Origin of the sequence: Bacteroides bouchesdurhonensis, from assembly GCF_900155865.1 — a bacterium.
Classification (GTDB): Bacteria; Bacteroidota; Bacteroidia; order Bacteroidales; family Bacteroidaceae; genus Bacteroides; species Bacteroides bouchesdurhonensis.
In genome coordinates this window covers 4205818-4232315 of sequence record NZ_LT707006.1, presented here as the reverse complement: position 1 = coordinate 4232315, position 26498 = coordinate 4205818, and the positions used below count along the sequence as shown (strand labels likewise).

Here is a 26498-nt window from a genome sequence, read left to right as displayed (position 1 = left end):
ATTTTTTCCTTTATTGAATAATAGTTTTCCCATTTCATCGATAAATTACGGTATGTTTGCAAACGAACTAACAGACCAAATTTTAAACATAAACATTTGTATTTACTAACCATGAAAAAGAATTATTTATTTTCTTTTATTGCGGCTTCGTTGATTGGGACGACTTGCATTCAATGTACTTCTCCGAAAAACAACAAAGTGGCGAAAAGCCTTCCTCAAGAGAGTGAACTATTTATGAAACTACCGGATTGTTGTCCTACACCGGATGGTATGGCAATTGCTCCTAATGGAGATTTAATTTTGGCATGTCCGAACTTTGCCGACATTACTCAACCAGCCTGTCTGATGCGCATTACTAAGGACGGTAAAATTTCAAAATGGCTGGATGTGCCTGTTTTGGAAGAAACCGGATGGGCTTCTCCGATGGGAATTGTTTTTAATGAAGAAGGAGATCTGTTTATTTGTGATAACCAAGGTTGGAGTGGAGCAGAAAAAGCTAAAAACAAAGGACGGATTCTTCGTTTGAGGTTTGACAATGATCAGTTGGTAGAAACCATTACGGTAGCCTCCGGCATGGAACATCCTAATGGTATTCGTATCCGTAATGGAAAGTTGTATGTTACTCAAAGTTCTCTATCGCAGATTAAAGATCCTTCCGGTTTGCTGGTCAGTGGAGTGTATTGCTTTGATATGAACGATCGTGATATCGTAGTGACCAATACAAGCGAGGACAAGAATTTGATTACGGCAGTAGTTACTCAAAATCCCGAAGTACAGTACGGACTGGACGGAATTGTTTTTGATGAAGCGGGAGATTTGTATGTAGGAAACTTTGGTGACGGTGCAATTCATCGTATCAAAATGGATGCAGAAGGAAATGTGCTTAGTAACGATGTATGGGCACAAGATACCACACAATTACGTACGACAGACGGTATGTGTATTGATAACAAAGGAAATATTTGGGTTGCAGATTTCTCTGCAAATGCTGTCGCTCGTGTAGACAAAGAGGGTAAAATTCAACGTATTGCTCAAAGTCCTGATAGCGATGGTAGTAAGGGAGAATTGGATCAACCGGGTGAACCGATTATGTGGAACGGTCAGATGATCGTATCATGTTTTGATCTTGTGACCGGACCGGACAAAGTGAATACTAAACATGATAAACCTTTTACATTGGCTAAACTAGCATTAGAATAAAAAAGAATAGTCACAAACCGGAAAACACGTAATTAAAATGAAAAAATATTTATCGACGTTTGCAGGATCTGCCATTTGTGGCGGATTCGCATTCGGTATATGGCCGGAACTCTGGAAATCGTATGGTCTGATGGGGGGATGGATAGCAGCGACACTGATTATCGGTATCATGTGGTATATGAACCATTATAATGGTGCTATATTGAATCCTCCGGGAAAAATCTGGCTGGACCAGGGATGGTGTATCGGCTCTGCCGGTATAGCATGGGGAATTGTCCGTTTTCAAGGTGACATTTCCAATTTCCTATATGCTGTGCCAACATTAATCTGCTGCTTGATAGGAGGAGCCTTGGCAGGAATATTAGTATGGAAAATCCGTTCGTGCGATTGTGCCCGAAAAATAAACTAAGGAGGAAAGAACAATGAGCGAATGGTTACAAACCTATAACGAATGGTTCGGCATGTATCATGCAGGAATCATCACCTCTATTTTCGGTGCTTTTGCCGTGACATTCACTGTATTGATGTGCTGGCCTAAACTGGTGAAAGACTTCGGTCCGATAGGCGGATTTATGGCAGCTGCCGTTATCATAGGTACTTTCTGGCTGGTTAATCATAAACTGCCCGGATTCGGTTTTTCAACCGGACTATTGAATGATCCAAACGGCTTGCCTATGCAATTCAGTATGATTCATCAAGGTAATCGTGGTAGTGCTCCTTGGGTAGACATGGGATGGGCGATTGCAATGGGATTCATTCTGTCTGATGTGCTTTGTGCACCGAAAGGTACACGTGCCGGATTGCTGAAAGAAGCATTCCCTCGTTGGATAGTAATTATCCTGGGTGGTATTGTCGGAGGAATCTTCGTAGGACTTACCGGTTATACGAATGCCGCACTCTAATTTTATTTACTAAAATAAAGAAAGATATAAATATGTATATATTAGCACATGACCTGGGTACTAGTGGCAATAAAGCGACTTTGTTCGATGAATCGGGTTTACTGATAGCTTCGCGTACAGCTGCTTACCCTACGGATTATGCTACCGGCAATCGGGCGGAACAAAATCCGCACCATTGGTGGAAAGCCATTGTGGATACCACACAAGCTCTTTTGGAACTTGTTTCTCCCAATGATATTGCGGGAGTCGCGCTTAGCGGACAAATGATGGGCTGTCTTTGCGTGGACAAAAACGGGATACCGCTTCGTCCGCACATGCTCTATTGTGACCAGCGTTCTCAGGAAGAAGAAGCTACGCTTTCTGAAAAGATTGATCCGCTTCATTTTTATGAAATCACAGGGCATAGAATCAGTGCTTCGTACTCAATCGAAAAACTGATGTGGGTAAAGCGTAATGAACCGGAAGTTTTTGCGCAGACTGCTAAAGTCCTGAATGCAAAGGATTATATTAATTTCCGTTTGTGTGGCACTATCGCTACTGATCCTTCGGATGCTTCGGGTACGAATGCATACGATCTGAATCGCTGGCAGTGGAGTGAAGAAATTATAGAAGCTGCAGAACTTGACCTGTCTCTCTTTCCGGAGGTCCGTTCGTCTATTGACGTGATCGGTGAGGTTACAGCTCAAGCGGCTAAGGAAACCGGATTGTTGGTAGGAACCCCTGTCATATGTGGTGGTGGAGATGGTAGTTGTGCCGGAGTAGGCGTTGGTTGTGTGGCTCCGGGAAGTGCGTACAACTATTTAGGCTCTTCCTCATGGGTGGCTCTTACTGTTGAAAAACCGATTGTGGACGAACAACGCCGTACCATGAATTGGGCGCATGTCGTACCGGGTATGTTACACCCGTCGGGAACGATGCAAGCAGCCGGGTCTTCCTACAACTGGATGATCAACGAACTTTGTCAAAACGAACGGGCACTGGCTGCTCAATCGGGACGCAGTGTATTTGAACTGATTGACGAGCAGATACTTTCATCTCCGATTGGAGCCAATAAACTTTTGTTCTTACCCTATATGCTGGGTGAACGGACGCCTCGTTGGAATGTGGACGCCAAAGGAGCATTTATTGGTTTGACATTAGGACATAAGCATGGAGATATGTTGCGTGCTGTGATGGAAGGTATTACTCTCAATCTCGGATTTATCGTCAATATCTTCCGTAAACATGTTCCTATTGATCAAGTTACGGTTATTGGCGGATGTGCTCAGAATCCTGTTTGGCGTCAGATGATGGCGGATATATATCAGGCCGAGATTCGGGTACCTAACTATCTGGAAGAAGCAACCTCAATGGGAGCAGCTATTCTGGCAGGTATCGGTGCGGGAGTCTTTAAAGATTTTTCTGTAATCGATCGTTTTGTCCGTATCGAACAGACTGTTCAACCGATTCCGGAGAATGTGAAGAAGTACGAAACTTGGATGCCTGTTTTTGATAAAGCTTATCATGCTTTATGTGGAATGTATAGCGAGATAGCGAAAACTAAACTATAATTGATAATAACTGAAAATGACGACAATGAAAACAGTAATTGTGCCGGCTCCCGGTAAAATAGAAATACGACAGGTGGAAACTCCTGCAATCAATGCCTATCAGGCTTTGGTGAAAACAGAAATGGTTGCTTTATGCAATGCGACGGATAGTAAATTGATTGCCGGAAAATTTCCCGGAGTAGATACTTATCCTTTGGCTTTAGGACATGAAAATGCCGGAATCGTAGTAGCTGTAGGTGAGAAAGTACGTAACTTCAAAGTGGGTGATCGTGCTATCGGTGGACTGATCTCTGATTTTGGTGCTCAAGGTATAGACAGTGGCTGGGGTGGTTTCAGCGAATATGTGGTAGTGAACGATTTTGAAGTTCTGAAAGAAGAAGGGTTGGCTACACCTGAACAAGGATGTTGGGACAGTTTTGAAATTCAGAATTCAGTTCCCGAACATGTGCAGCCGGAAGAAGCAGTTATCTCTTGTACATGGCGTGAAGTTTTGGGAGCGTTTAAAGATTTCAATCTGGCTCCGGGCAAAAAAGTCATGGTAGTGGGTTCAGGTCCGGTAGGATTAAGTTTTGTAAAGCTGGGTAAGCTGTTCGGACTGGGACAGGTTGATATTGTCGATATGCTTCCTTCCAAGCTGGAAGTGGCTCGTAAGATGGGAGCTGACAATGGATATACACCGGCTGAAATTAGTACTCCTGAATTTATTGCAGCAGCAGGACGCTCATATGATGCTGTTATTGATGCAGTAGGTCTGGATGTAGTGGTTAATTCCGTATTGCCTTTGGTAAAGATGGGCGGTGATGTGTGTGTGTATGGGGTAATGACAAAGAATCCGACATTCGATTTATCGAAAGCACCTTATAACTTCGACTTGCATATGCACCAATGGCCTACTCGTTCGGAAGAGAAAGCCGCTATGACAACTTTGGCGCAGTGGATTAAAGAAGGTAAACTTTCAGCAAATGACTTTATCACGCATCGTTTCAAGATTGAAGAAATAGAGGAAGCCTTTGCAGCCGTAAAACGCGGTGAAGTCTTGAAATGCGTATTAACTTTTTAAATAATCAATTAGAATAACTACATTAAACGAATTAAAACAATGGAAAAGAAAAATATAAACGAAATAATTGCGAATTTGTCAGTAGAACAGTTAGCCGGAATGATCGACCACACTTTCCTGAAACCTTTTGGAAATGCAGAGAATATTGAAAAACTTTGTGCAGAAGCACGTCAGTATAAATTTGCAATGGTGGCTATCAATCCTGCAGAAGTGGAAACTTGTGTGAAACTGTTGGAAGGTTCGGGTGTACGCGTTGGAGCAGCCATCGGTTTTCCTTTGGGACAGAATACTGTAGAGAGTAAAGCATTTGAGACTCGTGATGCTATAGCTAAAGGTGCTACGGAAATAGATACGGTAATCAATGTACGAGCTTTGCAGAAAGGTCAGACTGAGATCGTTAAGAAGGAAATCGAAGATATGGTTTCTATTTGTAAACCTGCCGGCGTTATTTGTAAAGTGATTCTTGAAACTTGTTATTTGACAGATGAAGAAAAAGAAACCGTATGCCGTATTGCTAAAGAAGCGGGTGTTGATTTCGTGAAAACTTCTACCGGATTCGGAACAGCAGGAGCGAATGTACATGATGTGGCATTAATGCGTCGTGTTGTAGGTCCGACTATTGGTGTAAAAGCAGCCGGTGGTATTCGTGATTTGGATACTGCGTTAGCATTGATTCAGGAGGGGGCTACTCGTATCGGAACCTCAAGTGGTATTGCGATTGTAGAAGCATATAAAGAGTTGAAACGAGGAATGTAATATCTATTTCAGAGATAACATAAGATATTAATATGATAAAATCAAAAATAATAAGGTTATTGAAATGGGGAGCAGCATGTTGGGTGCTGTTCACCATCGTTGCCTGGCAAACCAAAGATACCTCTTTTCAACCTATGGACGCGAAAAGTTTTATCACTGAGATGCAGAAGCAATTTGCAGAGGTTCAGGTGATAAAGCAAAAAGAGGATCATAAAGAAGAACTTGAGAATAAGATAAAGGAAGCTCATCGAATATTGATGAAAAATTATCCGGTATATTATGACTGGTGGTTACAGGACGGAAGAAATGTAAATTGGTTTAAGGGTTCTTTCAGCCAGCAACTGTCTCGTCGGTTGGACGTACTAAATCTTGCGACTAACGTGGCTGAGACTCAGGAAAGCATTGAAACAGCATTTCAATCTTATTTGAAAGCTTGTGAAAAGAGACGTGCAAAGCGTTTGGCTTCTTTCACTGCCGATCAGCCAGAGATTATCTTTACGAAATTTAGAACGTTGAGACCTTCGTTCTTTGCATATACCGAAGGATTGTCGGATGCACGTGCCGAATGTAATTACATTGCAGGTGGTTCATTGTCAAAGATTAAAATGAGTGGCATTTGGGCAAAAGAGGAGAATTTATTGTCAGATGAAGATGGAGTCTATCGTGATCCGAATCTTCATTTTGATGGTCAGCACTTGCTTTTTGCTTGGAAGAAGTCTGCAAAAGAAGATGATTTTCATTTGTATGAAATGGATTTGAAGACACGTGAAGTGAAGCAAATAACTTCAGGGAAAGGACACGCTGATATTGAAGGAATTTATTTGCCGGATGAAAATATAATGTTTAATTCTACTCGTAGCGGAAGTGCTGTAGACTGTTGGTTTACCGAAGTCAGCAATCTGTATCTTTGTGACCGGGAGGGACGTTATATGCGTCAGATAGGTTTTGACCAGGTGCATACGGTAACTCCTACATTACTTGATGACGGTCGTGTGGTTTATACCCGATGGGATTATAATGACCGTGGGCAGGTTTGGACACAACCATTATTCCAAATGAATCCTGATGGAACCGGACAGGCAGAATATTATGGAGTAAACAGTTGGTTCCCGACAACGGTGGCACATACTCGCCAAATACCCGGTACTCGTAAGGTAATGGCTACTTTTATGGGACATCACAACCCGCAACATGGCAAGTTGGGTATTATTGACCCCGAAGCTGGTCGTGATGAGAATGAAGGTGTGATGTTTGTCGCTCCCGTTCGTAAACCGGAAGCTGAACGTATTGACAGTTACGGACAATTTACCGATCAGTTCCAACATCCGTTCCCATTGAACGAAACAGAATTTCTGATTTCTTATACTCCGCTGGGATATTATGTCGGACATCCGATGATGTTTGGTATTTATTGGATGAATGTTGATGGAGAGCGGGAATTACTAGTTTCCGATCCTGAAATTTCTTGCAATCAACCGATATTGGTTGCTCCTCGTGAACGTCCTTTCCGTCGTTCATCTACAGTAGACTATACGAAGAAGGACGGGGTATATTACATGCAGAATATCTATGAAGGTAATGGCTTGAAAGGTGTAGAACCCGGAACTATTAAGCAGTTGCGTGTTGTAGAGATTCAATTTCGTGCAGCGGGTGTAGGCGAAGTGAATGGTCAGGATAAAGGGGGAGGAGCTTTAGCCAGTACACCTACCGGAGTAGGAAATGCGGCTTGGGATGTGAAGAGAGTGTTGGGTGTGACGGAAGTATATCCCGATGGTTCCGCATTCTTTAAAGTTCCTGCACGCAGACCTTTGTATTTTCAGGCTTTGGATGCGAACGGGCGTGTAGTACAGACTATGCGTAGCTGGTCTACCCTCCAACCCAATGAAGTGCAGAGTTGTGTCGGATGTCACGAACATAAGAATACTGTACCTGTGTCTGGACATGCTGTATCCATGGCTATGAATAAAGGCATCAAGGCATTGGAACCGGAAGATGAAATGGGAGAACGTAACTTCAGCTATCTGAAAGAGATTCAACCAATCTGGGACAAACATTGTATCTCTTGCCATGACGGAGTAAAACAACCTATGAGTTTGAAAGGAGAGTTGAAAGTGGTAGATCACCAGAGTAAGAGAAAATATACAGATTCTTATTTAAGTCTGACTCATGCTCGCCCTGATGGAGACGACCGGGCTTGGAGAGGTGATCCACATCATCCGGAAGTGAACTGGATCAGTTCTTTGTCCGAGCCTACCTTGTTACCGCCTTATTTTGCGGGATCTAATAAGAGTAATCTGATTAAGCGTCTGGAAAACGGGCATGGTGGAACGAAACTGACTCCGCAGGAAATACGTAAGGTTTCTCTTTGGATTGACTTGCTTGTTCCTCAGATCGGAGATTACCGTGAAGCGAACAATTGGTCGGATAAAGATCGCGAGTTTTATGATCGTTATGATAAGAAACGGGAAGCTGCTCGTGCGGAAGACCAAGAGAATATCCGTCAATACATTCAATCTCTTCAAACTAAAGAACTGAAAAAATGAAAAAGATTTTGATACCTGTTAGTATCGTAGCTTCTATACTTCTTTGCACAAGTGGTATAGAAACCACTGGTACTATTTCACCGGATCACCTGTTTCTGGCTGATAATGGAAAATCCTTATTCGTGACGAATAGAGCGGGAAGTGAACTGTTAAAAATGTCGTCCGACGGGCAGGACATCGAACAGAGAGTTACTTTCTCTTCTCCGGTGAATGCAATGACACAAGATCCATCCGGAAAGCTATGGGTGGTTTGTGATGGCAATTCCGGCATGATGTACGAATTGGATGGAAAAAAACTATCTATACTTTCAAAGCAAGGGAGTGGAGCAACTCCATCGGATATATTATATAATCCATTATCGAAATCACTTTGGGTGACTCAGCGGTTTAACAATGAACTTTGGGAAATAAACCCGTCTAACCGTAAAGTAATAAATAAAATTGCTATTGGTCGCGAACCGGTAGCAATGGCTTCTTTTGCCGGAGATTCTTGTTTGTTGATAGGAAACAATCTACCGGAAATGGCTTCTACTGCTTATCCCATTGCTGTGCAATTGGATATCGTAGATGTACTTTCAAAGAAGGTAGAGAGTCGTATCATGCTACCCAACGGTTCAACGGACGTCAAGTCTATAGCAGTGGATAAAAATCGTCAGTATGCGTATGTTACTCATCTGATTGCTCGTTACCAGTTGCCTACCAATCAATTGGATAGAGGCTGGATGGCTACAAATACCTTATCCATTATTGATCTGAAAGCGAAGAAACTATTAACTTCTGTATTGTTGGATACTCCTCAAAAAGGAGCGGCCAACCCATGGGCAGTGATTGTTACTCCAGACGATAAACAAATTATTGTTGCAGCCTCCGGTAGTCAGGAATTAGTTCGAATCGACCGGATTGCTTTGCACGAACGTCTTGCAAAAGCGAAACAGGGAGAGATGGTGACTCCTTCCATGAAGTCATGGGGCAACATTCCGAATGATGCCGGATTCTTATATGGTATTCGTGACTTTATTTCGACTAAAGGAAAAGGTCCTCGTTCAGTGGTGGCTACTGATAACAACATCTATACAGCCAATTATTATACTTCGGAATTGGTTGCTATGGACTTGAATGGCAAGAATGTGAGAACGGCAGTTTTGGGTGCTCCGTTGGCATTTACTAAAGTAGGTAAAGGTGATATGTATTTTCATGATGCCACACTTTGTTTCCAAAATTGGCAAAGCTGCGCGACCTGTCATCCGAATGATGCACGTATGGACGGCCTCAACTGGGATTTGCTGAACGATGGTATGGGTAATCCGAAGAATACAAAAACATTGTTACTTTCTCATCAGACACCTCCTTGTATGGTGACGGGCATCCGCAAAGATGCTGAAACAGCTGTACGCTCGGGCGTAAAGTATATTTTGTTTGGTGAGGGAGAGGAGGAAGTTTATGAGGCAATCGATGAATATCTCAAGTCATTGAAACCACTGCCAAGTCCTTATCTGCAAAACGGCAAGCTTTCTAAGAAAGCGAAGAAAGGAAAGAAAATCTTTGAAGAGAACTGTGCTAGTTGTCATTCCGGAGAGTACTATACAGATATGAAACAGTATCAGGTGGGATGGACTACCGGACCGGATAAAGGATTGAAAATGGACGTTCCAGCCTTGAATGAGTGCTGGCGTACAGCTCCTTATCTTTATGATGGCCGGTGTTATTCAATGAAAGATATGTTGAAGGTCCATGGTCCGAAGAAACCTGTAACTGATCAGGAATTGGAGGAGTTGGAAGAATACATATTATCACTATAATATAGAACAAACTAATTATGATTCGATATACTATTGCATTTGTTTTATTTTTTTTCTCGGTATCGATGATCGCGCAGACAAAGACATTTGTTGGAGCTGATTATTCACAAGGCATCGTATTTGTGATGGAGAACGAACAGATTGTCTGGCAGCACAAAGCTCCGGATACCAATGATTTATGGGTCTTGCCTAATGGTAATATTCTTTTTACTACCGGACATGGAGTGCTTGAAATGACTCGTCAGAATGATACAGTATTTCATTATCAGTCACAAAGCCCGGTTTTTGCTTGCCAACGTTTGAAGAACGGTAATACATTCGTAGGTGAGTGTGCCACAGGACGGATGTTGGAAATTTCTCCGAAAGGGAAAATTGTAAAAGAGGTTTGCATCTTGCCAAAAGGAGTGAAGGATGGAGGATTTGCATTTATGCGTAATGCTCGCCGCTTGGATAATGGTCATTTCTTGGTGGCACATTATGGAGATCAATGCGTGAAGGAATATGATGCGAATGGCAAAGTCGTATGGGAACTGTCAGTCCCCGGTGGTCCTCATTCATTGACCCGCCTTCCTAATGGAAATACGTTGATTGCTGTAGCGGACAAAGACCAGAATCCCCGTCTGATTGAAGTAACTCCCCAAGGAAAAACAATTTGGGAAATATCCAATGCAGATATTCCCGGTAAACCACTTAAATTCTTGGGAGGTTTCCAATACTTCTCTGACGGACGTTTCTTGATAACTAATTGGACCGGACACGTAAATCCGAAAGATAAAGTACATATGTTGTTGGTAGATCGCCAGAAGAACGTACTTTACTCATTGGAAAATCATCCGGGATTGCAGACGATGTCTTCTGTATATAGTGTTGATAAACCGGAAGGTGTGGCAACTTATCATTAATTTCTGTATGTCATAATGGTGTATCATCGAATAAAATGTGAGCTATATACTGCGGAAAATAAATCCTGGCAGCGGATGGCGGAGGAACTACTGGAATCTGCCGTTCGCCGGGACAATGTAATTCGTCTTATCTTCTTTACGCTCTGTTCGGATAATCAGGAATATCGACTTCAACGGAATTTTCTTGAACAATGGGTGGACAAGCATTTTATTGCTCCCCGTCCACTGGTTTCGCTCGTTGCGCAGAAACCTTTGGCGGGAGAGTTGGTTCTGGAAGTACATTCGTTGGAGAAAACTGCTGATGAGGCGGTAGTGATAGAAGAACAGGAAACCGCATGGGGGCGTTACCTCCGTATAAAAGCGGCTGGTTATTTAGAAATTGTAGCAGGAGGGCTTTGTGCGGATGAGTTGGACCTGCCGATTTGTGAACAATCAGAGCAGGCATTTTGCAAAGCAGAAGAGATTCTTAAGGAGGAAGAGATGAATTTCGGAGATATTGTCCGTCAGTGGAACTATCTGGAACGTATTACAGATATGATTCATGGAAATCAGTGTTACCAAGATTTTAATGACGTGCGTTCCAGGTACTATGCTTCTTCGGAATGGCTATATGGCTATCCGGCAGCTACGGGAATCGGAACACAATATGGTGGTGTACAGATAGACTTCAACGCTGTTAAAGGAAATATTGACATTGTGCCTTTGGACAATGATTGGCAGAGAGCAGCCCATGACTACTCAGACAACGTACTGATAAGCCATCGTACTGATTCAGAGAAAGAAACTCCTAAATTTGAAAGGGGAAAGTTACTCACCGATCAAAGTTTGGAAATGATTTATATCTCAGGCACAGCTGCTATTCGTGGCGAAGAGAGTATCATGGATCGGAATGTGCTTTTACAAACAGAGATTACACTAGAAAACATCCAGCATTTGATTGGTTTGGAAGAAGGAAAGAAGAATCTTCCCAAGCATTCCGGCAAATTGGAGCTTCTTCGTGTGTATCTGAAGAATGAAACGGATGTGCATGTAGTGAAAAAAGATTTGGATAAACTTTGTCCGGATGTTCCTATTGCCTATCTTTATGCCGATGTATGCAGAGAAGAGCTACTGGTAGAAATTGAAGGTATTGCTTATTTATAACATAAAACTAATGAAACTGATTCGTTTGATAGCCTCACCTGTTCTGATGTATGTATTGGCGGGACTTTATGCAGTGATATTGGCAATTGCTACTTTTGTGGAGAACTCATACGGTCCTGCTATAGCCAGGGAGTATTTTTATTATGCCCCTTGGTTTATTTTGTTACAATTATTGCAGGCTGTCAATTTGTTGAGTATGTTTCTTCGGGGAAGCTATTTCAAAAGAATCAATAAAGGTAGTTTGGCTTTTCATGGAGCTTTTATTCTTATGTGGTTGGGGGCAGCTGCCTCTCATTATGTGGGCGTAACAGGGGTTATGCATATCCGTGAGGGGGAAACGGTGAATTACATGATGAGAGATGATGGGGCAGGGACTGGAAATTCCTCCCTGCCCTTTTCTGTTAAGCTCAATGATTTTAGGCTGGAACGTTATCCAGGGTCACATAGTCCGATGTCATACGAGAGTGATTTGGTAATAAAGCAGGAAAACGAACCTTCTTTCACTGCCACGGTGCGTATGAATAAGGTAATAGAAGTGAATGGTTACCGGCTATTTCAATCCTCATTTGATCGGGATGAACAGGGAACAGTTTTGTCTGTGAGTTATGACCGTCCCGGTATGCAGCTGACGTATACGGGTTACTTCTTATTATTTGTAGGTTTTGTGCTTACGTTGTTTAGTCAGAATTCTCGTTTTGGGCGTTTACGTAGAGAGTTGAGCGAGATGAAAAAGAATGTGCCTTTCTGTTTATTTCTTCTTCTAGGATTATCCGGTGGTATATTCGGGGCGCAAACGTTGGGGGCACAATCTCCAAGTGTCTCTTCTTTACATGCTGAGAAGTTCGGACAGTTAGTGGTACTTAATCCGAATGGTCGTTTAGAACCGGTGAATAGTTATACGTCTGCTATTCTGCGCAAACTTTATGGGGCGGAGAAACTGAATGGTCTTACTTCAGACCAGTTCTTTTTGAATTTATTATCTTTCCCCGATGAATGGGGCAAAGTCCCTTTTATCAAAGTAGATAATAAGGAGATCCTAAAACGTTTCGGAAGAGATGGAAAATACATGGCATGGCAAGATGTATTTGACAAGTACGGAAATTATGTATTGGCTGATGAAGTGAATGCAATCTATTCAAAATCAGCGGCAGAGCGTAAACGTTTGGATTCAGATTTATTGAAACTGGATGAATCTGTGAATATTGTTTATCAGATTATGCAGCATCAGTTATTACCTCTTTTCCCGGACGAAAACGATCTACGGGGTAAATGGTATTCAGCCGGTGACAGCCTGAATGTTTTTCAAGGAAAAGACTCTATGTTTGTTTCTAAAATCATGGACTGGTATCTCTATGAGTTGGATCATGGAGTACGTTCCAATGACTGGAAAGAAGCGGATAAGGTGGTGGATATGATTCAAATCTTCCAGCAAGCAAAAAGTAAAACTCCTGTTATCGATAACCAAAAGATAAAGGCAGAATTGCTTTATAATCAGTTGGACCTGTTTTTCTGGTGCCGTCTAGCTTATCTGGTTTTAGGTGGGATACTACTGTTTATTGCATGTGGAGAGATGATGACGGACTTTAAATGGGGTAGAAAATTGAATATTCCCTTGATTGCTTTTCTAGTAATAGCTTTCTTGGCACATACCACCGGAGTCTTGTTACGTTGGTATATCTCCGGTCATGCCCCTTGGGCGAATGCCTATGAATCGATGGTATGTACTTCATGGATGTTGGTCGGTTGCGGATTGCTGTTTGCCCGTCGTTTTCCTATTCTTCCTGCTTTGGCTGGACTATTGGGAGGAATCATGCTCTTCGTAGCCGGATTAAATCATCTGAATCCGGAAATAACTCCTCTAGTTCCGGTGCTTCAGTCGTATTGGCTGATGTCACACGTAGCTGTTATCATGATTGGGTACGTATTCTTTGCACTTTGTGCTTTAACAGGACTATTCAATCTGATCTTAATGAGTTTGCTTTCAGCAACCAATCAGTTAAGACTTCGATTTCGAATTCGTGAACTGACATTGCTGAATGAAATGGCAATGATTCTCGGTCTGTTCTTTATGACTGCAGGGACATTTTTAGGAGCTATCTGGGCGAATGTCTCTTGGGGAAGATACTGGGGCTGGGATCCGAAAGAAACATGGGCATTGATATCAATTGTTGTGTATGCGCTGGTTCTTCATCTACGTTTTGTACCGTTACTGAAAGGTAAAACGGATTGGTGCTTCAATCTGCTTTCTGTGGTCTCTATACTTTCAGTCTTAATGACTTGGTTTGGAGTAAATTACTATTTAAGTGGCTTACACTCTTATGGTAAGACCGAAGGTAATGGAGGAGGATTGTGGATTTGGGGAATAGGATTGTGTGTCGTTTTGGCTTTGGCTATATTAGCACGTAAACGTTTCAGGTAAGACTCATGAACCACCTATAAGAGCAAAACTTTTCTATTAAAATAGAATATCAATATAGAACATTGATAGGTTATAATTAAAAAGGAGTAATATGTCATGCTAATTACGACATATTACTCCTTTTTGAGGTAGTAGCAACGTGCTTATCCCATAATATAGTGCGCCTTCTTAGGCATTAACTTATACATAAGTGCTGTGAATGCCCAACTGCAAATGAAAATACATACAGCCATCAAAGGTACTTGCAGTGGAATAGGTATTGCAGAAGGACCTATCAGTAGGAAGAACGGACCTACTACAAAATAGTGTACCATATATATACCAAAACCGCATTTAGTCATATTGGCCAATGCTTTTACCACAATCGGTGTATTGATTACCACTTTTTGCAATATGAGGAATACCGCCAGAGTCATTAATAACACATTCGGGCTACAGAAGGTGAAATAAAGTTCCATTTCTGTTTCAGTGGCATTGGGATTTGCGGCAGTAGTACTAAAGCCTGTATAAGTGACATAATAACCGACAGCAAACATGACTGCGCAAATAAGGAATGTTTTTAATACACTCCAATTATTCCCTTGTTTTACATAATGTCCCAATAACAGATAACCGTTAAATCCGGCAAAATAATAGAACATGCTGAATTCATTCCATGTATCAGTACCAAATACATATCCACTTCGGTCGAAAAGCATATTTGCTACATATTCACGTATATAAGGAATGAATAAAGATATAATCCAAATAAACAGGAATGTCTGTTTAGTCTTATTGCTTGCCTTTTCTATCCATCCGGAGAAGAAAGGCATATAAAGATACAGTCCGATAAGTAAATAGATATACCACATGTGATTTTCTTTGTGGCTGAAGTTGAATGGAATCATTGCCACATCTTTCAGAGAGTCCATAAGACTCTGCGATTCTTGCCCTTGTGTGTAACAAAAGAAATCTCCGATAATTTCTTTCGGCAATCCGAGGAGACCTGTAAACCAGGGGAACATGCTATATAATACTGACCAAATGAGGAAAGGAAACAATACACGGTAAATACGTTTCTTGTAGAAGATTCCTAATGGTTGTTGTTTGACAGGAAGTAAGAGTAATCCGGTCATCATCACGAATAACGGCACTGACGGACGCAGCAATGAACCGTAAATGGCGGCCCAATGAGTATATTCCGGTATCACTCTCATTGTTGGAGAAATGTAAAAAGGATCGATGCAGTGTACACCGATTACCATCATCATGGCTATACAACGGATAACGTCCAGCCATACTAATCGATTTTCTGTAGTAATGTTTTGAGTCATGGTTTGTGTAATTAAATTTTATACAAAGGTATGAAAGATAGAGCAGCAAAAAGGAAAATTATTGTTCATTTTAAGATAAAAACAGACCAAATCATTACCCGTCAGACTGTTCATAACTTTATTGGCAAAAGCTGATACGGATTTAAGCTATGACTTTACTTTCTTTTAAAATAGCCACTAACTTTTGATTATTATGCGGTTATATCACGATATTTATTGGAAAATTTCATATTTTTGTCCGAATAAAAAAGAAAGAAAATGAAAAAAGAAGCAGCCCAATTGATGATAGAAGAAAAGTTCCGGACAATCATTGATAATTCTAATCGCGGACGAAATTTGAAAGAGTGTCTAATCACACTTCCCGAAGAAGAATTGTTTGGGTTTAGATATTGGTGGGAAAATAATGTGTTCTGAACTCTCTGTCTACCGTTTTGTATTTTTGAGTATCAACAGAAATAAGTTCTTATGCAGACTCCAATTATTGTACGGGTATTTTTAGCTTCCAGTGAAGAATTAAAGCAGGACCGTGAAGCGGTAACTGAATTAATTCAAAAGCTGAATGATGTCTATGATGGGAAAATTATATTCAAATTAGAAATATGGGAACATTTCGACAATGGATATAATGGAATACCTTCTCAGTATCGATATGACCAAAAAGTAAAGACAAGTCAATTGTTTATTGCATTATTTCATCGTAAAGCAGGACGTTATACGATTGAGGAACTTTATGAAGCCCGAAAAAACCAACAGAAGCAAGGATATCCCAATATTTATGTTTTCCAGAAGAAGCTGAATGAAGGGGAAGAAGAAGAAAGAAGACTTCAAAAACTAAAAGCTATTATAGGGCAGAGATATAATTTCTTTATTCCTCCAGCTTATAATCATTCTTCCGAATTGTGTTTGGACGTTAATATGAGTGCTCAGAGGCTTCTCAAAGCCCTTCAGAATAAGGAAGGAAATAGATTGTCTCCTTATTTGGATGGCATAAGCAATATGGAGATAAGAGATTCCAATATCATGTTGGGTAACACATGCATTGGGAACATTGAGCATCTGTCTTTTTCTGCAAATAATAGTGAAGTTATCAGGCTGAAGAAGGTGCTGGAAGAGTATCGTGAATCGCTATCTGAAATTAATCGGGAGATTACAGAATTACAAAATAAGATAGAAGAGAAAAATGTCCGACTTGGCAGGTATGAAGATCCGGAACATCCGGGAGTTCCTAAAGATGATTACCGGGAAATGTGGGAAGACGCTAAAGACTATGTAGAGATGCTAACTCAAACGTTGACAGAAAAACAATATAAGCAAAAGCATATTTTAAACTGTATCAATCAGTCACAAGAAGACTTGGAGCAACAAAATAAACTGCTTTTGAATATTGTTTATCAATTGAATAAATTGGCAGCAGAATCTACCAGCCAACGGTTGCAAAAAGTTGCATTCCTTTTGGAACAAGGAAATGACAAAGAGGTAACCCGATTATTGAATGTAGATGATATAAATAAAGAAGGAGATCATAATATTGATAAGTACAAGCAGGCTAAGCTTGTTATGGAAGATGCACAGAACCTGATAAGGAATAATGTTGATGAGCTACTGCTATGTGCTAAAAGCCGTTTGATAGATCCTTCCAATCCTAATCGTTTCAGGGAAGCGTGTTCCATAAGAGAGCGTGCTATTCGGGTGGCAGAAGCGTGTCTTCCTGAAGATGAGTGTGCCTATATTATATATAAGTATGCGCGTTTTCTTGATAAAAATCACCGCTTTGAAAAAGCTTTGGATTTTTACAAGCGGGCTATTGAGCGTTATTTGTCTTTACCTGAGAATAAGTATCTGAATAGTTTTTATCTGGAATTTATAAATTTGCTTTCTCCGTCGCAAAACTTATCTCTTATTGCCAGAAGTTTCAATCTGGTGGGAAATTTACATAATCGGTTGGGACAATATCAGGAAGCAGAAGCAAGTTATCAGAAGGCTCTTTTGCTGTATACAGTGTTATCCAATCATTATCCGGACAATGATTATGACCATTATATCTTTCTTGTTAAAAGCAATTTGAGTGTACTTTACTATCAAAATGGTAAGAAAGATGAGGGAGAAAAACTGAATCAGGAGATTAGAGATCAGTATGAAGATTTATGTGAAGCCAAGAGGAAAAAGTATAAAGCCGATATAGCGATGGCATGGATGAATCTCGGTTGCTTTTATAAGAATGATACTCGTAAGCATCGTAGGGCGCGTGTCTTTATCTATTATGCGTTAAGGGTCTATCGTGAATTGGAAAATCTAAATCCCGGTAAATATGCTCCCAGTATTGCTAAATGCCTCTATAATTTAGGTGATTTATGTGCGGAAAATGGATGGACGGATAGTGAAGCTCTATTGCTGGAGTCTTTAGAAATAAGGAAAAAACTAGCCGATCAAAAACCGGAAAGTTATTTGCCGGAATTGGCGGGTACCTATCTTTCGTTGGGAAAACTTTATTGGTATCAAGCGGAGAAGATAGCAGAAAGAATGGACACTTATTCACAAGGTTCGAAAGAATCTGCCACTTCTGATATACAAAAATATAATGAACGTATATCAGCTGCTATAAATATGTATGAGCATACTCTGAAAAACTATATTGATATGGAGACTGAAATATTAAGGGATTCTGATAAAAAATATACTTCATATACAGCACAAATTGCCTATATTTATTTTTATCTGGGTAAACTATATACTGATATTGGACAGTCGCAAAAGGCATGTGGAAATTATAATCAATCATTGAAGATTTTTAATAAGTTATCAAGTCAAAATTCAGCATATAAACATATGATCGAGATTGTTAATTGTAATCTCGGATTAGTGGTAGAGCATGGAGTTTAATGACCATGCTCTACATGAAAGTTGCTAATGGCTATTTATTCTCTTTCATCATTTTTCTCCATCTCTGAAATGCCCTCATCAGACTTTCTTCCTCAATCAGTTCTTCCAGCTGGTAATGTTCGACGAACAGTTCCATCGACTTTTTGAACATTATCCCCTTACTATATTTATTCTCCAATAGAAATTCGTAAAATTCCATTTTTATCTCTACTTCTATTATTTTTTCGATGATAAATGCGCTATCCTGCCCGATATAGTTATACTTTTCGGGAGATTTTCCGTATCGTGGATTGGGGAGTATGAAACGAATGTTCCCTGCCTCCTTCCAGGAAACATTTTGGGGATGTGGGACAGATAGTTGTTGCAAGCAGTGATACACCGGATGGATGCGTGTGAGGTGTACCGGACATCCGTATTTGACATACATGAACTTGGCCAAATAAGGTTTAATGGTAAACGTTGTTGTAACCATGGGAATTTTCTTTTAATTTGTAAATATTGATTATTCTTAAATAGCCGCTTTCGACTATGAATTCCGTTTTGTCTGTTGCGAAAATTCCCATGGTTGTCGGGACGGAATTCTGATATTGTAAGAAGTTGAAATTCAATATGTTACAAATGTCGTATTTTGGTTTAAAACCAAGACGCCGTTCCTTTAAAAGGAACGATCGGTTTCTCGGTGAGGAACAAGTTGTTTCTCACCGAGAAACCGATCATTTCTTAAAATCCGGTTGCAAAACTAGGAGTAATATCCTGTTTTTTCAAAAACGACTATTGAAACGAAAATTACTTTTTGTAATTATATATCTATTGTGATGCTATATAGTATGAATCGCGCGCGTTGGAGGAATCTTGGTTGTCAATGAATATACTTGTAATCCTAGAAATATAATTTAACTAAATTTGTCTGTTTGTGCTTACTAATCAGCTATAATTCCCCATGTAATAATGAATTAAACCAAGAAAATGATGGAAAAAAATGGATTTACTGTATGTGCAAATGCTTATATTGGGTGTTTGCGAAAAGAAGGACGTTTTGCAACAGCGCACATTTATCAGCATGCCTTGCGTTCATTTGTTCGATTTACTGGCACTTCGAATGTGCCTTTCTGCCGGGTCACGCGTGAATATTTACGTAGTTATTGCCGTTACCTTTATGAACACGGTTTGAAACCTAATACAATTTCTACGTATATGCGTATGTTGCGTAGTATCTATAATCGTGGAGTGGAGTCGGGAAAGGCTCGTTATGTTCCCCGGCTGTTTCATGATGTCTATACAGGAGTTGATATTCGCCAGAAAAAAGCGTTGCCTGTTTCCGAACTTCACCGCCTTTTATACGAAGATCCCGGTTCAGAGCGTTTGCGTCGTACTCAGAATATTGCTGCCCTTATGTTCCAGTTTTGTGGTATGTCTTTTGCCGACTTTGCCCATTTGGAGAAAACCTCTTTGGAACAGAATATTCTGCATTATAACCGTATCAAGACCCGTACTCCTATGTGTGTGGAAGTTCTGGATACCGCCACAGAGATGATTCTTCTCCTTCGCAATCGTCTTCCTCCGTCTCCCGATTGCCCGAACTATCTTTTCAGCATTCTCCGTGGTGACAAGAAACGTCGGGACTGGAGCAGTTACCGTGAATACCAGTCCGCCCTACGTAATTTCAATAACAATCTGAAGAGCCTGGCTCGTACATTGCGTTTGCGCTGTCCTGTGACATCCTACACCATTCGCCATTCTTGGGCAACTACGGCAAAATATCGCGGTGTGCCTATCGAAATGATCAGTGAGTCTTTAGGACATACTTCCATTAAAACGACACAAACTTATCTTAAGGGTTTTGAACTTGAAGAACGCACAGAAGTGAATCGCATGAATTTATGTTACGTTAAAAATTATTTTGTGACTAAGAATAAAAAGTCAATGTGTTGATATCTAGTGGTAAATGGTGTGTGTTACTTTTTAGGTAACAGATATGAATTCGGCACAAAGATAGACAAAATAGTATATAGCAAACAAATAAAAAACGTTTTTTTTCTTTTCTTCCAACAGATAAGTCAAAAATATATCCGGGCATGAAATAATTTGGACTTCATGCCTTGTGTTTTATTTGTCTTATACTCAAAGAAATACGTTCATTCGCCAAAGTCCAGTATTCTTCGTTTCCTTTATTTGTTCGTGTTTTTCTTTTTTATTCAGATCATTCACTTCTCCTTATTCTTCTGTTACCTAAAAAGTAACAGAGCATAATGGGGTAAAAAAACATGATTTCATTAGAAAAAAAATCAGTAATTGCTGGGCCTATTTATGGGACAGGGGAAGGCGTAGCACACCCTAAACGTTGGTACGTAGCGTTGGTCCGTATGCACCACGAGAAGAAAGTAGCCGAGCGTTTGGGTAAAATGGGGATTGACAGTTTTATACCTGTTCAGCAGGAAATCCATCAATGGAGTGACCGTCGTAAAAAAGTGGAAGCGGTTCTTCTTCCCATGATGGTCTTTGTCCATGTCACACCCAAAGAACGCATGGAAGTTCTGACTCTTTCTACGGTCAGCCGCTATATGGTGATGCGCGGTGAAAGCACTCCTACGGTCATTCCCGACGACCAGATGACCCGTTTCCGTTTCATGCTCGACTATTCAGAGGAAGCCGTTCATATGAACAGCACTCCTTTGGCCCGCGGTGAAGAAGTCCGTGTGATCAAAGGTCCTTTGGCGGGCCTTGTCGGTGAACTAGTCACCATGGATGGCAAAAGTAAAATTGCCGTTCGTTTGGATATGCTCGGCTGTGCCTGTGTCGATATGCCTATCGGTTATGTGGAATCAGCCAAAGCCCGTGCCGTTTAAAAAGATGGATGCTGTCGTTTTACAGGAGAAAATAGATCACCTGTTACGTTCTGTGCGTCGGTTGCTTCCTGCTGGGAGTGACGTGTGTTACTTATATTCCGATGATTTTTCTCAACTGCACCAAAGCATTCATAATCAGCTTGATGAATTGTATTCCTTGCGGGGTGCGACAATGGAGCAGGATGCTTCTCTATGTTTAGCTTTATTGTTGGGATACAGTGTTTCCATGTATGCCAATCCGGAAGAAGAGTCGAAAAAATATAATACTCTTGTCCGTTCCCGGCATATCCTCCAAACGCTTTCCGCTTCTTCTTTAAAAGAACAGCTATTGACCGTCTACCATGAATTGACCGAATCTTTTGAACCAATTGAAAATTTCTAAATAATAAATGAAAATACAAAAACTATTTCGCTTATTTCTATTTTCTTTGTTGCTCTGTAGTAGTTCTTCTCTGATGGCTCAAAGCATGAGCGACCAGCAAGTCCTCGAGTACGTCAAAGAAGGTATCAAACAAGGCAAGGAACAGAAACAGATGGCCGCAGAATTAGCCCGTAAGGGTGTAACCAAGGAACAAGCCATTCGTGTGAAAGAATTATACGAGAAACAGAACAATGTAAACACAGGAATACATCATAGGCTACCGTACTTTTAAGGCGAAGGAGGATTGTGATTATTTAGAAAAACTATTTAAGGAACGTCAGGAGGAATATTACGCAGCCCAGAAGAAGTATGCCGATTATGTTGATACCCATGACAATTTGATCCTTCAGAGTGTTCGTGCTGAGCAGGAGCGTTTGCAGAACGATATGAATTTGGCCTATCAGGTTTACAGCCAGGTTGCCAACCAATTACAAGTAGCCCGGGCGAAAGTTCAGGAAGAGAAACCCGTATTTGCAGTGGTAGAACCTGCGGTCGTCCCTCAACAGCCTTCTGGTACAAGCAGAAAGATGTATGTAATCATTTTTGTTTTTCTATCTGTAGCTACGGTCATTGTTTGGAAACTCTTTGGGGAAGAGTTCTGGGACAAACTGAAGCGTGAATTTGTATAACACGTCGTATAAAAGTTTTAAAAAAGGGGAATATAGAATACGATCATGAAGAAATCATTGGAAAGATTTTTGCAATACACCAGCCGTAATTTTTTTAATTGCTGGCTTATCCTCGGGGTGGATACGCTGATTTCCGGCTTGTGTACCCTGTTTGCCTTTATTGGCATTTATTACATTGTGGGCATCAGCTGGAATGTTTCCCAGTTGTTACAGGTCATTGCCGTATCCTTATTGTCAAGCATAATTGGCGGCTTGCTTTTCAACACCTATCGCAACACGATCCGTTATTCGGAGATCAAGGACCTTTGGCGTATCACCTGCAGCGTCCTGTTCAAGACCTGCTGTCTTGCCGTGTATGTGTTTTTTATATTACATGGAGACCGTTTATTCGGCAGTCAGAACCTTGTATTCGTCATCTCCGACGGCATGTTCACCCTGATCTCTTTGATCGGTTTTAGAGTCATAGTCATCGTAACCTACGAGTCTCTGATCGGTATGGTCCGTAAGACCGACATGCGTGTGTTGATCTACGGTACGGATGACAAGAGCGTTGCCTTGAAGACCCGTCTTCGCAACAGCTCTCATTACAAGATCTCCGGTTTTTGTATTTACAGTCCCGATCATAGCCGCAGGATTCTTGCCGATTCCCGGGTTTATTCATTCTCAGACAAGTCCGATTTTGAGACGTTAATTCAGAAACACCGTATACAAGGCGTTCTTTTTGCCCGCTACGATTCCATCAAAGAAGAAGAGAACCGCCTTCTTGAATATTGTAAGAGCATTGGCGTGAAGACTCTGATCGCTCCCTCGATCAGCGAGGCGGATGTCAATGGTCTTTTCCACCAGTTTGTCCGCCCCATCCGTATTGAGGACCTTTTGGGACGTGAAGAGATCAAGATCAACATGGGTGAGATCGCAGCGGAATATTGTAATAAGACCATTCTTGTTACTGGAGCTGCCGGTAGTATCGGCAGTGAGCTTTGCCGTCAACTTGCCCAGATCGGTGTGCGTAAACTAATATTATTTGATTCCGCCGAGAGTCCCCTTCATAACGTCCGTTTGGAGTTCGAGAAGAAATATCCCGGGATAGACTTCGTACCGGTTATTGGTGATGTTCGTGTTATCCAACGTCTCCGTATGGTCTTTGAACTTTATCATCCCCAGATCGTATTCCATGCTGCCGCTTATAAACATGTCCCTTTGATGGAGGAAAACCCTTGCGAAGCAGTCTATGTCAATGTGATAGGTTCCCGCCAGGTAGCCGATATGGCGGTTGAATATGAAGCGGAGAAGATGATCATGATCTCTACTGATAAAGCTGTCAATCCCACGAATGTGATGGGAGCCTCTAAGCGTCTGGCTGAGATCTATGTTCAGAGTCTGGGAACTGCCATCAAAGAAGGTAAGGTCAAAGGTAAGACAAAATTCATCACCACCCGTTTCGGTAATGTATTGGGCAGTAACGGTTCTGTTATCCCCCGTTTTAAAGAGCAGATTGAGAATGGTGGTCCTGTGACGGTAACCCATCCTGATATCATCCGTTACTTTATGACCATTCCTGAGGCTTGCCGTCTGGTAATGGAGGCGGGTATGATGGGAGAGGGGAATGAGATCTTTGTTTTTGAGATGGGTGAGCCCGTCAGGATTGTGGATCTGGCTACCCGTATGATTGAGCTGGCAGGCTACCGTCCGGATGAGGACATCAAGATAGAGTTTACCGGTCTTCGTCCCGGGGAGAAACTTTATGAGGAGCTTTTGAGTACTGAGGAGAATACTCTTCCTACCTCTAACAAGAAGATCAAGATCGCTAAGGTCCGTCGTTATGAATATGATGACGTATTGGATTCTTACTCTGATTTTGAGGCTTTGGCTCGAAATGTCAGGATCATGGACACTGTCGCTTTGATGAAGAAGATTGTTCCGGAGTTTATCTCTAAGAATTCGAGGTTTGAAGTCTTGGATAATGAGAACTCTTTATTAAAAAAATAAATCTGCCAATAAGGAAAATATTATGAAAATAGCAGTAGCAGGCACCGGTTATGTGGGGTTGTCAATAGCCACACTTTTGGCTCAACACAATGAGGTTGTTGCCGTAGATGTCATTCCTGAGAAGGTGGATCTTATCAACCCAAAAAAGTCGCCTATTCAGGATGAATATATCGAGAAGTATCTGGCAGGGAAAGATTTGAATCTGCGTGCCACTCTTGATGGTAAGGATGCTTATTGTAACGCTGATTTTATCGTCATTGCGCCACCTACCAACTATGACTCTCAGAAGAATTTCTTTGATACACATCATATTGAAGATGTGATCGACCTTGTGCTCAGTGTAAATCCTGATGCGGTGATGGTGATTAAGTCCACGATTCCGGTAGAATATACACGTTCGCTTTATGTGAAATATGCACATCAATTCCTTAGCAAACCGGAATTCCAAGGCAAGAAGCTTAACCTTCTTTTCTCCCCGGAATTTTTGCGTGAAAGTCAAGCACTGTATGATAACCTCTATCCGATTATATTACAACAAAGACAAATATTGAATATTAATATGTTAAATGCTGCGTAACTTTTGTAAGCCCTCAAATTAGGGCTCCGAAATGTTATCTATATCTTTGTTGGAGATTATAGTAGTGAATATCTTGAAAGATTTTATTTTCAGTACCAAACAGAGACCGTTTCTCATGGAATGTCTCTTCAGTCATTCTGTTCAAAGAATAACGTCCCTTACAACATTTTTCATAAATGGTACAAGGATACCCGCAGAAAAATAGTGGAAGTTCAGTTGGATGTTTTTCCCTCATGTCCAACCTCAGAGTCCGTGCCGTCTTCTCCTTCAGGGGAAAACCCTTTAAGGAAGGACAATCCTTCTTCCCCTGTAAGGCACAAACATCGGAAGCCGTGCAAAGTCCCGAGTGTGCTTCCCGCGCATATATCCTGGATCTAATCTTGAGCAATGGTCTGCATATCCTCCAAAAAGATCTGGATTATCCGGGTCTGTACCGTTTGATCCAAAAATTGGAGGTCCTATGTTGAGTGTGACCGGCATAAACTGCTTCTATTACCTGCGGGGCTTTACAGACATGCGTTGTAAGCATTCCCGTGTTCTATCCGTCATTCGTGAACAGTTGCACCGTGAGCCTTCAGATGGTGACATTTATATTGTCATGTCGAAAGATCGCCGTATCGTTCGCCTATTCGCTTATGATAACCGTTCCTACAGTCTTTTTGAGAAAAAGTTTGTTGTTGGCTATCAGTTTATGCTTATAATCAAAGATGACGAAGGTAACGAGGTCTCTACCGGATAGACTGGAAGGACGTGGTCCTTCTGTTAGAGAATTATTGGAAACACGTTCCGTACCAGAGTCGGATACAGGGGAATTCCGTTCTTCCTCTCCGAATCGGAGAGATCTCTCCAACCGTCCTGAAACCTATCGTACAACAGGCGTGGTCGTATCGGAAAACACCTTGCGCAACTGGCTGAAGAAAGGCAAGGGATATCTCAACCTTGTGGTGGTGGAACTGAGGAGGAGCTCTCTGGAAAAGGATGCCGTGGTCAATTGTTACGAGACTTGGTACAAGGTCCGCAAATATGACCGGTACAAGAAATACTACATGTGGGTTCTTGTCAACAAGGTGGAACGTGTGGTGATCTGTTTTGAAAGGGAGTATGACAAGGAGATGATTACCGATGAGGAGCGTATCCGGCGACGACAGGGATTACCAACCATAGAGGCGATGATAAACCTGCGGGCAAACCTGCTGCAGGAGTTGAAAAGTGAGGAGGATCAGCAAAGCTGTTATATGCAGGAGGTCCTGAATTATCTTTATAAGTTTTGGAAGGAGGCTTTCACTTATATAAAGGACGGTCGTTATCCGATCTCGAACAATCTGGCGGAGAGGGCGGTCCGTCCCTTTACGACCAAACGCAAGAACCCCCTGCACTTAGGAAGCGACGAGGGAGCGGAGATTGCCACCGTATATCATAGCATAATCAGCACGGTGAAGCTGCAAGGCAGGTCCGCATGGGATTATCTTGGCAAATTTTTTACCGGAATTTTTAACAGTTGCAGAGATTTTTTGAGTCTGGCACCGCAAAATATAAACTTGGCTGTATGCCAATAGTTAAAAATCAATT

21 protein-coding genes and 4 pseudogenes are annotated in these 26498 nt (G+C 41.4%); 23 read left to right on the top strand and 2 right to left on the bottom strand.

Annotated elements, in window-relative coordinates; translation table 11 throughout:
* The first annotated feature begins 111 nt into the window (after positions 1-111).
* The 11 genes from CZ225_RS18585 to ccsA all read left to right on the top strand — a co-directional run bounded on the left by CZ225_RS18585 (position 112) and on the right by ccsA (position 14274).
* A complete protein-coding gene (locus CZ225_RS18585; RefSeq protein WP_077154970.1) occupies positions 112-1200 on the top strand; it encodes an SMP-30/gluconolactonase/LRE family protein in 1089 nt (362 codons plus the stop codon).
* A 37-nt stretch (positions 1201-1237) separates the two neighbouring features.
* Positions 1238-1609: a Lin0368 family putative glycerol transporter subunit gene (locus tag CZ225_RS18580; protein WP_025076276.1), complete on the top strand. Its 372-nt coding sequence runs from the start codon at positions 1238-1240 to the stop codon at positions 1607-1609.
* A 13-nt stretch (positions 1610-1622) separates the two neighbouring features.
* Complete coding sequence (locus CZ225_RS18575; RefSeq protein WP_077154969.1) at positions 1623-2102, top strand: Lin0368 family putative glycerol transporter subunit; 480 nt, start codon at positions 1623-1625, stop codon at positions 2100-2102.
* Positions 2103-2134: 32 nt separating this feature from the next.
* Positions 2135-3652: a xylulokinase gene (gene xylB, locus CZ225_RS18570; protein WP_077154968.1), complete on the top strand. Its 1518-nt coding sequence runs from the start codon at positions 2135-2137 to the stop codon at positions 3650-3652.
* Between the two features lie 25 nt (positions 3653-3677).
* Positions 3678-4712, top strand: a complete 1035-nt coding sequence (locus CZ225_RS18565; RefSeq protein WP_077155887.1) for a zinc-dependent alcohol dehydrogenase — start codon at positions 3678-3680, stop codon at positions 4710-4712.
* A 39-nt stretch (positions 4713-4751) separates the two neighbouring features.
* Complete coding sequence (gene deoC, locus CZ225_RS18560) at positions 4752-5468, top strand: deoxyribose-phosphate aldolase (protein ID WP_077154967.1); 717 nt, start codon at positions 4752-4754, stop codon at positions 5466-5468.
* Between the two features lie 32 nt (positions 5469-5500).
* Positions 5501-8011, top strand: coding sequence for an HzsA-related protein (locus tag CZ225_RS18555; RefSeq protein ID WP_077154966.1), 2511 nt, complete (start codon positions 5501-5503; stop codon positions 8009-8011).
* Positions 8008-9810, top strand: a complete 1803-nt coding sequence (locus tag CZ225_RS18550) for a c-type cytochrome (RefSeq protein WP_077154965.1) — start codon at positions 8008-8010, stop codon at positions 9808-9810. The genes CZ225_RS18555 and CZ225_RS18550 overlap by 4 nt, the downstream gene beginning before the upstream one ends.
* A gap of 17 nt (positions 9811-9827) precedes the next feature.
* Positions 9828-10712 (top strand): aryl-sulfate sulfotransferase, encoded by an 885-nt coding sequence (locus tag CZ225_RS18545; RefSeq protein WP_077154964.1) that lies wholly within the window; start codon positions 9828-9830, stop codon positions 10710-10712.
* A gap of 75 nt (positions 10713-10787) precedes the next feature.
* Positions 10788-11855, top strand: coding sequence for a chorismate transformation FkbO/Hyg5 family protein (locus CZ225_RS18540; RefSeq protein WP_234983077.1), 1068 nt, complete (start codon positions 10788-10790; stop codon positions 11853-11855).
* A 10-nt stretch (positions 11856-11865) separates the two neighbouring features.
* The gene (ccsA, locus tag CZ225_RS18535; RefSeq protein WP_077154962.1) at positions 11866-14274 is read left to right on the top strand and encodes a cytochrome c biogenesis protein CcsA; all 2409 of its coding nucleotides are present in this window, start codon (positions 11866-11868) and stop codon (positions 14272-14274) included.
* A gap of 143 nt (positions 14275-14417) precedes the next feature.
* Here the strand turns inward: ccsA and CZ225_RS18530 are convergent, their stop codons facing one another.
* Positions 14418-15587, bottom strand: coding sequence for an acyltransferase (locus CZ225_RS18530; RefSeq protein WP_077154961.1), 1170 nt, complete (start codon positions 15585-15587; stop codon positions 14418-14420).
* 258 nt (positions 15588-15845) lie between these two features.
* Between CZ225_RS18530 and CZ225_RS23745 the strand changes: the two genes are divergently transcribed.
* The gene (locus tag CZ225_RS23745; RefSeq protein ID WP_159441788.1) at positions 15846-16001 is read left to right on the top strand and encodes a hypothetical protein; all 156 of its coding nucleotides are present in this window, start codon (positions 15846-15848) and stop codon (positions 15999-16001) included.
* A gap of 51 nt (positions 16002-16052) precedes the next feature.
* Positions 16053-18467 (top strand): tetratricopeptide repeat protein, encoded by a 2415-nt coding sequence (locus CZ225_RS18525; protein ID WP_077154960.1) that lies wholly within the window; start codon positions 16053-16055, stop codon positions 18465-18467.
* Positions 18468-18498: 31 nt separating this feature from the next.
* Here the strand turns inward: CZ225_RS18525 and CZ225_RS18520 are convergent, their stop codons facing one another.
* Entirely contained in the window at positions 18499-18894 is a 396-nt protein-coding gene (locus CZ225_RS18520; RefSeq protein ID WP_392387489.1) for a hypothetical protein, read from the bottom strand.
* Between the two features lie 539 nt (positions 18895-19433).
* Here CZ225_RS18520 and CZ225_RS18515 point away from each other — a divergent pair.
* The 10 genes and pseudogenes from CZ225_RS18515 (at position 19434) to CZ225_RS18470 (ending at position 26485) form a co-directional block, all read left to right on the top strand.
* Positions 19434-20399, top strand: coding sequence for a tyrosine-type DNA invertase cluster 3b (locus CZ225_RS18515; RefSeq protein ID WP_077154958.1), 966 nt, complete (start codon positions 19434-19436; stop codon positions 20397-20399).
* 332 nt (positions 20400-20731) lie between these two features.
* On the top strand, positions 20732-21313 hold the full coding sequence (locus tag CZ225_RS18510; RefSeq protein WP_077154607.1) for a UpxY family transcription antiterminator: 582 nt from the start codon (positions 20732-20734) through the stop codon (positions 21311-21313).
* Complete coding sequence (locus CZ225_RS18505; RefSeq protein ID WP_234983059.1) at positions 21282-21695, top strand: UpxZ family transcription anti-terminator antagonist; 414 nt, start codon at positions 21282-21284, stop codon at positions 21693-21695. Before CZ225_RS18510 ends, CZ225_RS18505 begins: the two co-directional genes overlap by 32 nt.
* Before the next feature lie 7 nt (positions 21696-21702).
* Positions 21703-21933: pseudogene (locus CZ225_RS18500) on the top strand (hypothetical protein); the annotation flags it as partial.
* A 1-nt stretch (position 21934) separates the two neighbouring features.
* Positions 21935-22363, top strand: a pseudogene (locus CZ225_RS18495) (chain-length determining protein); the annotation flags it as partial.
* 45 nt (positions 22364-22408) lie between these two features.
* Positions 22409-24352, top strand: a complete 1944-nt coding sequence (locus CZ225_RS18490; RefSeq protein WP_077154956.1) for a polysaccharide biosynthesis protein — start codon at positions 22409-22411, stop codon at positions 24350-24352.
* A gap of 22 nt (positions 24353-24374) precedes the next feature.
* Positions 24375-24875, top strand: a pseudogene (locus CZ225_RS18485) (UDP-glucose 6-dehydrogenase); the annotation flags it as partial.
* A 96-nt stretch (positions 24876-24971) separates the two neighbouring features.
* Positions 24972-25396 (top strand): annotated as a pseudogene (locus tag CZ225_RS24735) (hypothetical protein).
* Positions 25390-25668: an IS66 family insertion sequence element accessory protein TnpB gene (tnpB, locus tag CZ225_RS23740; protein ID WP_077154955.1), complete on the top strand. Its 279-nt coding sequence runs from the start codon at positions 25390-25392 to the stop codon at positions 25666-25668. Before CZ225_RS24735 ends, tnpB begins: the two are co-directional and overlap by 7 nt.
* Entirely contained in the window at positions 25637-26485 is an 849-nt protein-coding gene (locus CZ225_RS18470) for an IS66 family transposase (protein ID WP_234983076.1), read from the top strand. The genes tnpB and CZ225_RS18470 overlap by 32 nt, the downstream gene beginning before the upstream one ends.
* Positions 26486-26498 lie beyond the last annotated feature (13 nt).

Coding starts and splice junctions, on each gene's coding strand:
- CZ225_RS18540 (WP_234983077.1), top strand. CDS start 10,788: ATGGCGGAGGAACTACTGGAATCTGCCGTTCGCCGGGACAATGTAATT.
- CZ225_RS18575 (WP_077154969.1), top strand. CDS start 1,623: ATGAGCGAATGGTTACAAACCTATAACGAATGGTTCGGCATGTATCAT.
- tnpB (WP_077154955.1), top strand. CDS start 25,390: ATGTTGAGTGTGACCGGCATAAACTGCTTCTATTACCTGCGGGGCTTT.
- CZ225_RS18520 (WP_392387489.1), bottom strand. CDS start 18,894: ATGTATGTCAAATACGGATGTCCGGTACACCTCACACGCATCCATCCG.
- CZ225_RS18545 (WP_077154964.1), top strand. CDS start 9,828: ATGATTCGATATACTATTGCATTTGTTTTATTTTTTTTCTCGGTATCG.
- xylB (WP_077154968.1), top strand. CDS start 2,135: ATGTATATATTAGCACATGACCTGGGTACTAGTGGCAATAAAGCGACT.
- CZ225_RS18565 (WP_077155887.1), top strand. CDS start 3,678: ATGAAAACAGTAATTGTGCCGGCTCCCGGTAAAATAGAAATACGACAG.
- CZ225_RS18510 (WP_077154607.1), top strand. CDS start 20,732: ATGATTTCATTAGAAAAAAAATCAGTAATTGCTGGGCCTATTTATGGG.
- CZ225_RS18580 (WP_025076276.1), top strand. CDS start 1,238: ATGAAAAAATATTTATCGACGTTTGCAGGATCTGCCATTTGTGGCGGA.
- CZ225_RS23745 (WP_159441788.1), top strand. CDS start 15,846: ATGAAAAAAGAAGCAGCCCAATTGATGATAGAAGAAAAGTTCCGGACA.
- CZ225_RS18555 (WP_077154966.1), top strand. CDS start 5,501: ATGATAAAATCAAAAATAATAAGGTTATTGAAATGGGGAGCAGCATGT.
- CZ225_RS18530 (WP_077154961.1), bottom strand. CDS start 15,587: ATGACTCAAAACATTACTACAGAAAATCGATTAGTATGGCTGGACGTT.
- deoC (WP_077154967.1), top strand. CDS start 4,752: ATGGAAAAGAAAAATATAAACGAAATAATTGCGAATTTGTCAGTAGAA.
- ccsA (WP_077154962.1), top strand. CDS start 11,866: ATGAAACTGATTCGTTTGATAGCCTCACCTGTTCTGATGTATGTATTG.
- CZ225_RS18490 (WP_077154956.1), top strand. CDS start 22,409: ATGAAGAAATCATTGGAAAGATTTTTGCAATACACCAGCCGTAATTTT.
- CZ225_RS18470 (WP_234983076.1), top strand. CDS start 25,637: ATGACGAAGGTAACGAGGTCTCTACCGGATAGACTGGAAGGACGTGGT.
- CZ225_RS18505 (WP_234983059.1), top strand. CDS start 21,282: ATGTGGAATCAGCCAAAGCCCGTGCCGTTTAAAAAGATGGATGCTGTC.
- CZ225_RS18550 (WP_077154965.1), top strand. CDS start 8,008: ATGAAAAAGATTTTGATACCTGTTAGTATCGTAGCTTCTATACTTCTT.
- CZ225_RS18525 (WP_077154960.1), top strand. CDS start 16,053: ATGCAGACTCCAATTATTGTACGGGTATTTTTAGCTTCCAGTGAAGAA.
- CZ225_RS18515 (WP_077154958.1), top strand. CDS start 19,434: ATGATGGAAAAAAATGGATTTACTGTATGTGCAAATGCTTATATTGGG.
- CZ225_RS18585 (WP_077154970.1), top strand. CDS start 112: ATGAAAAAGAATTATTTATTTTCTTTTATTGCGGCTTCGTTGATTGGG.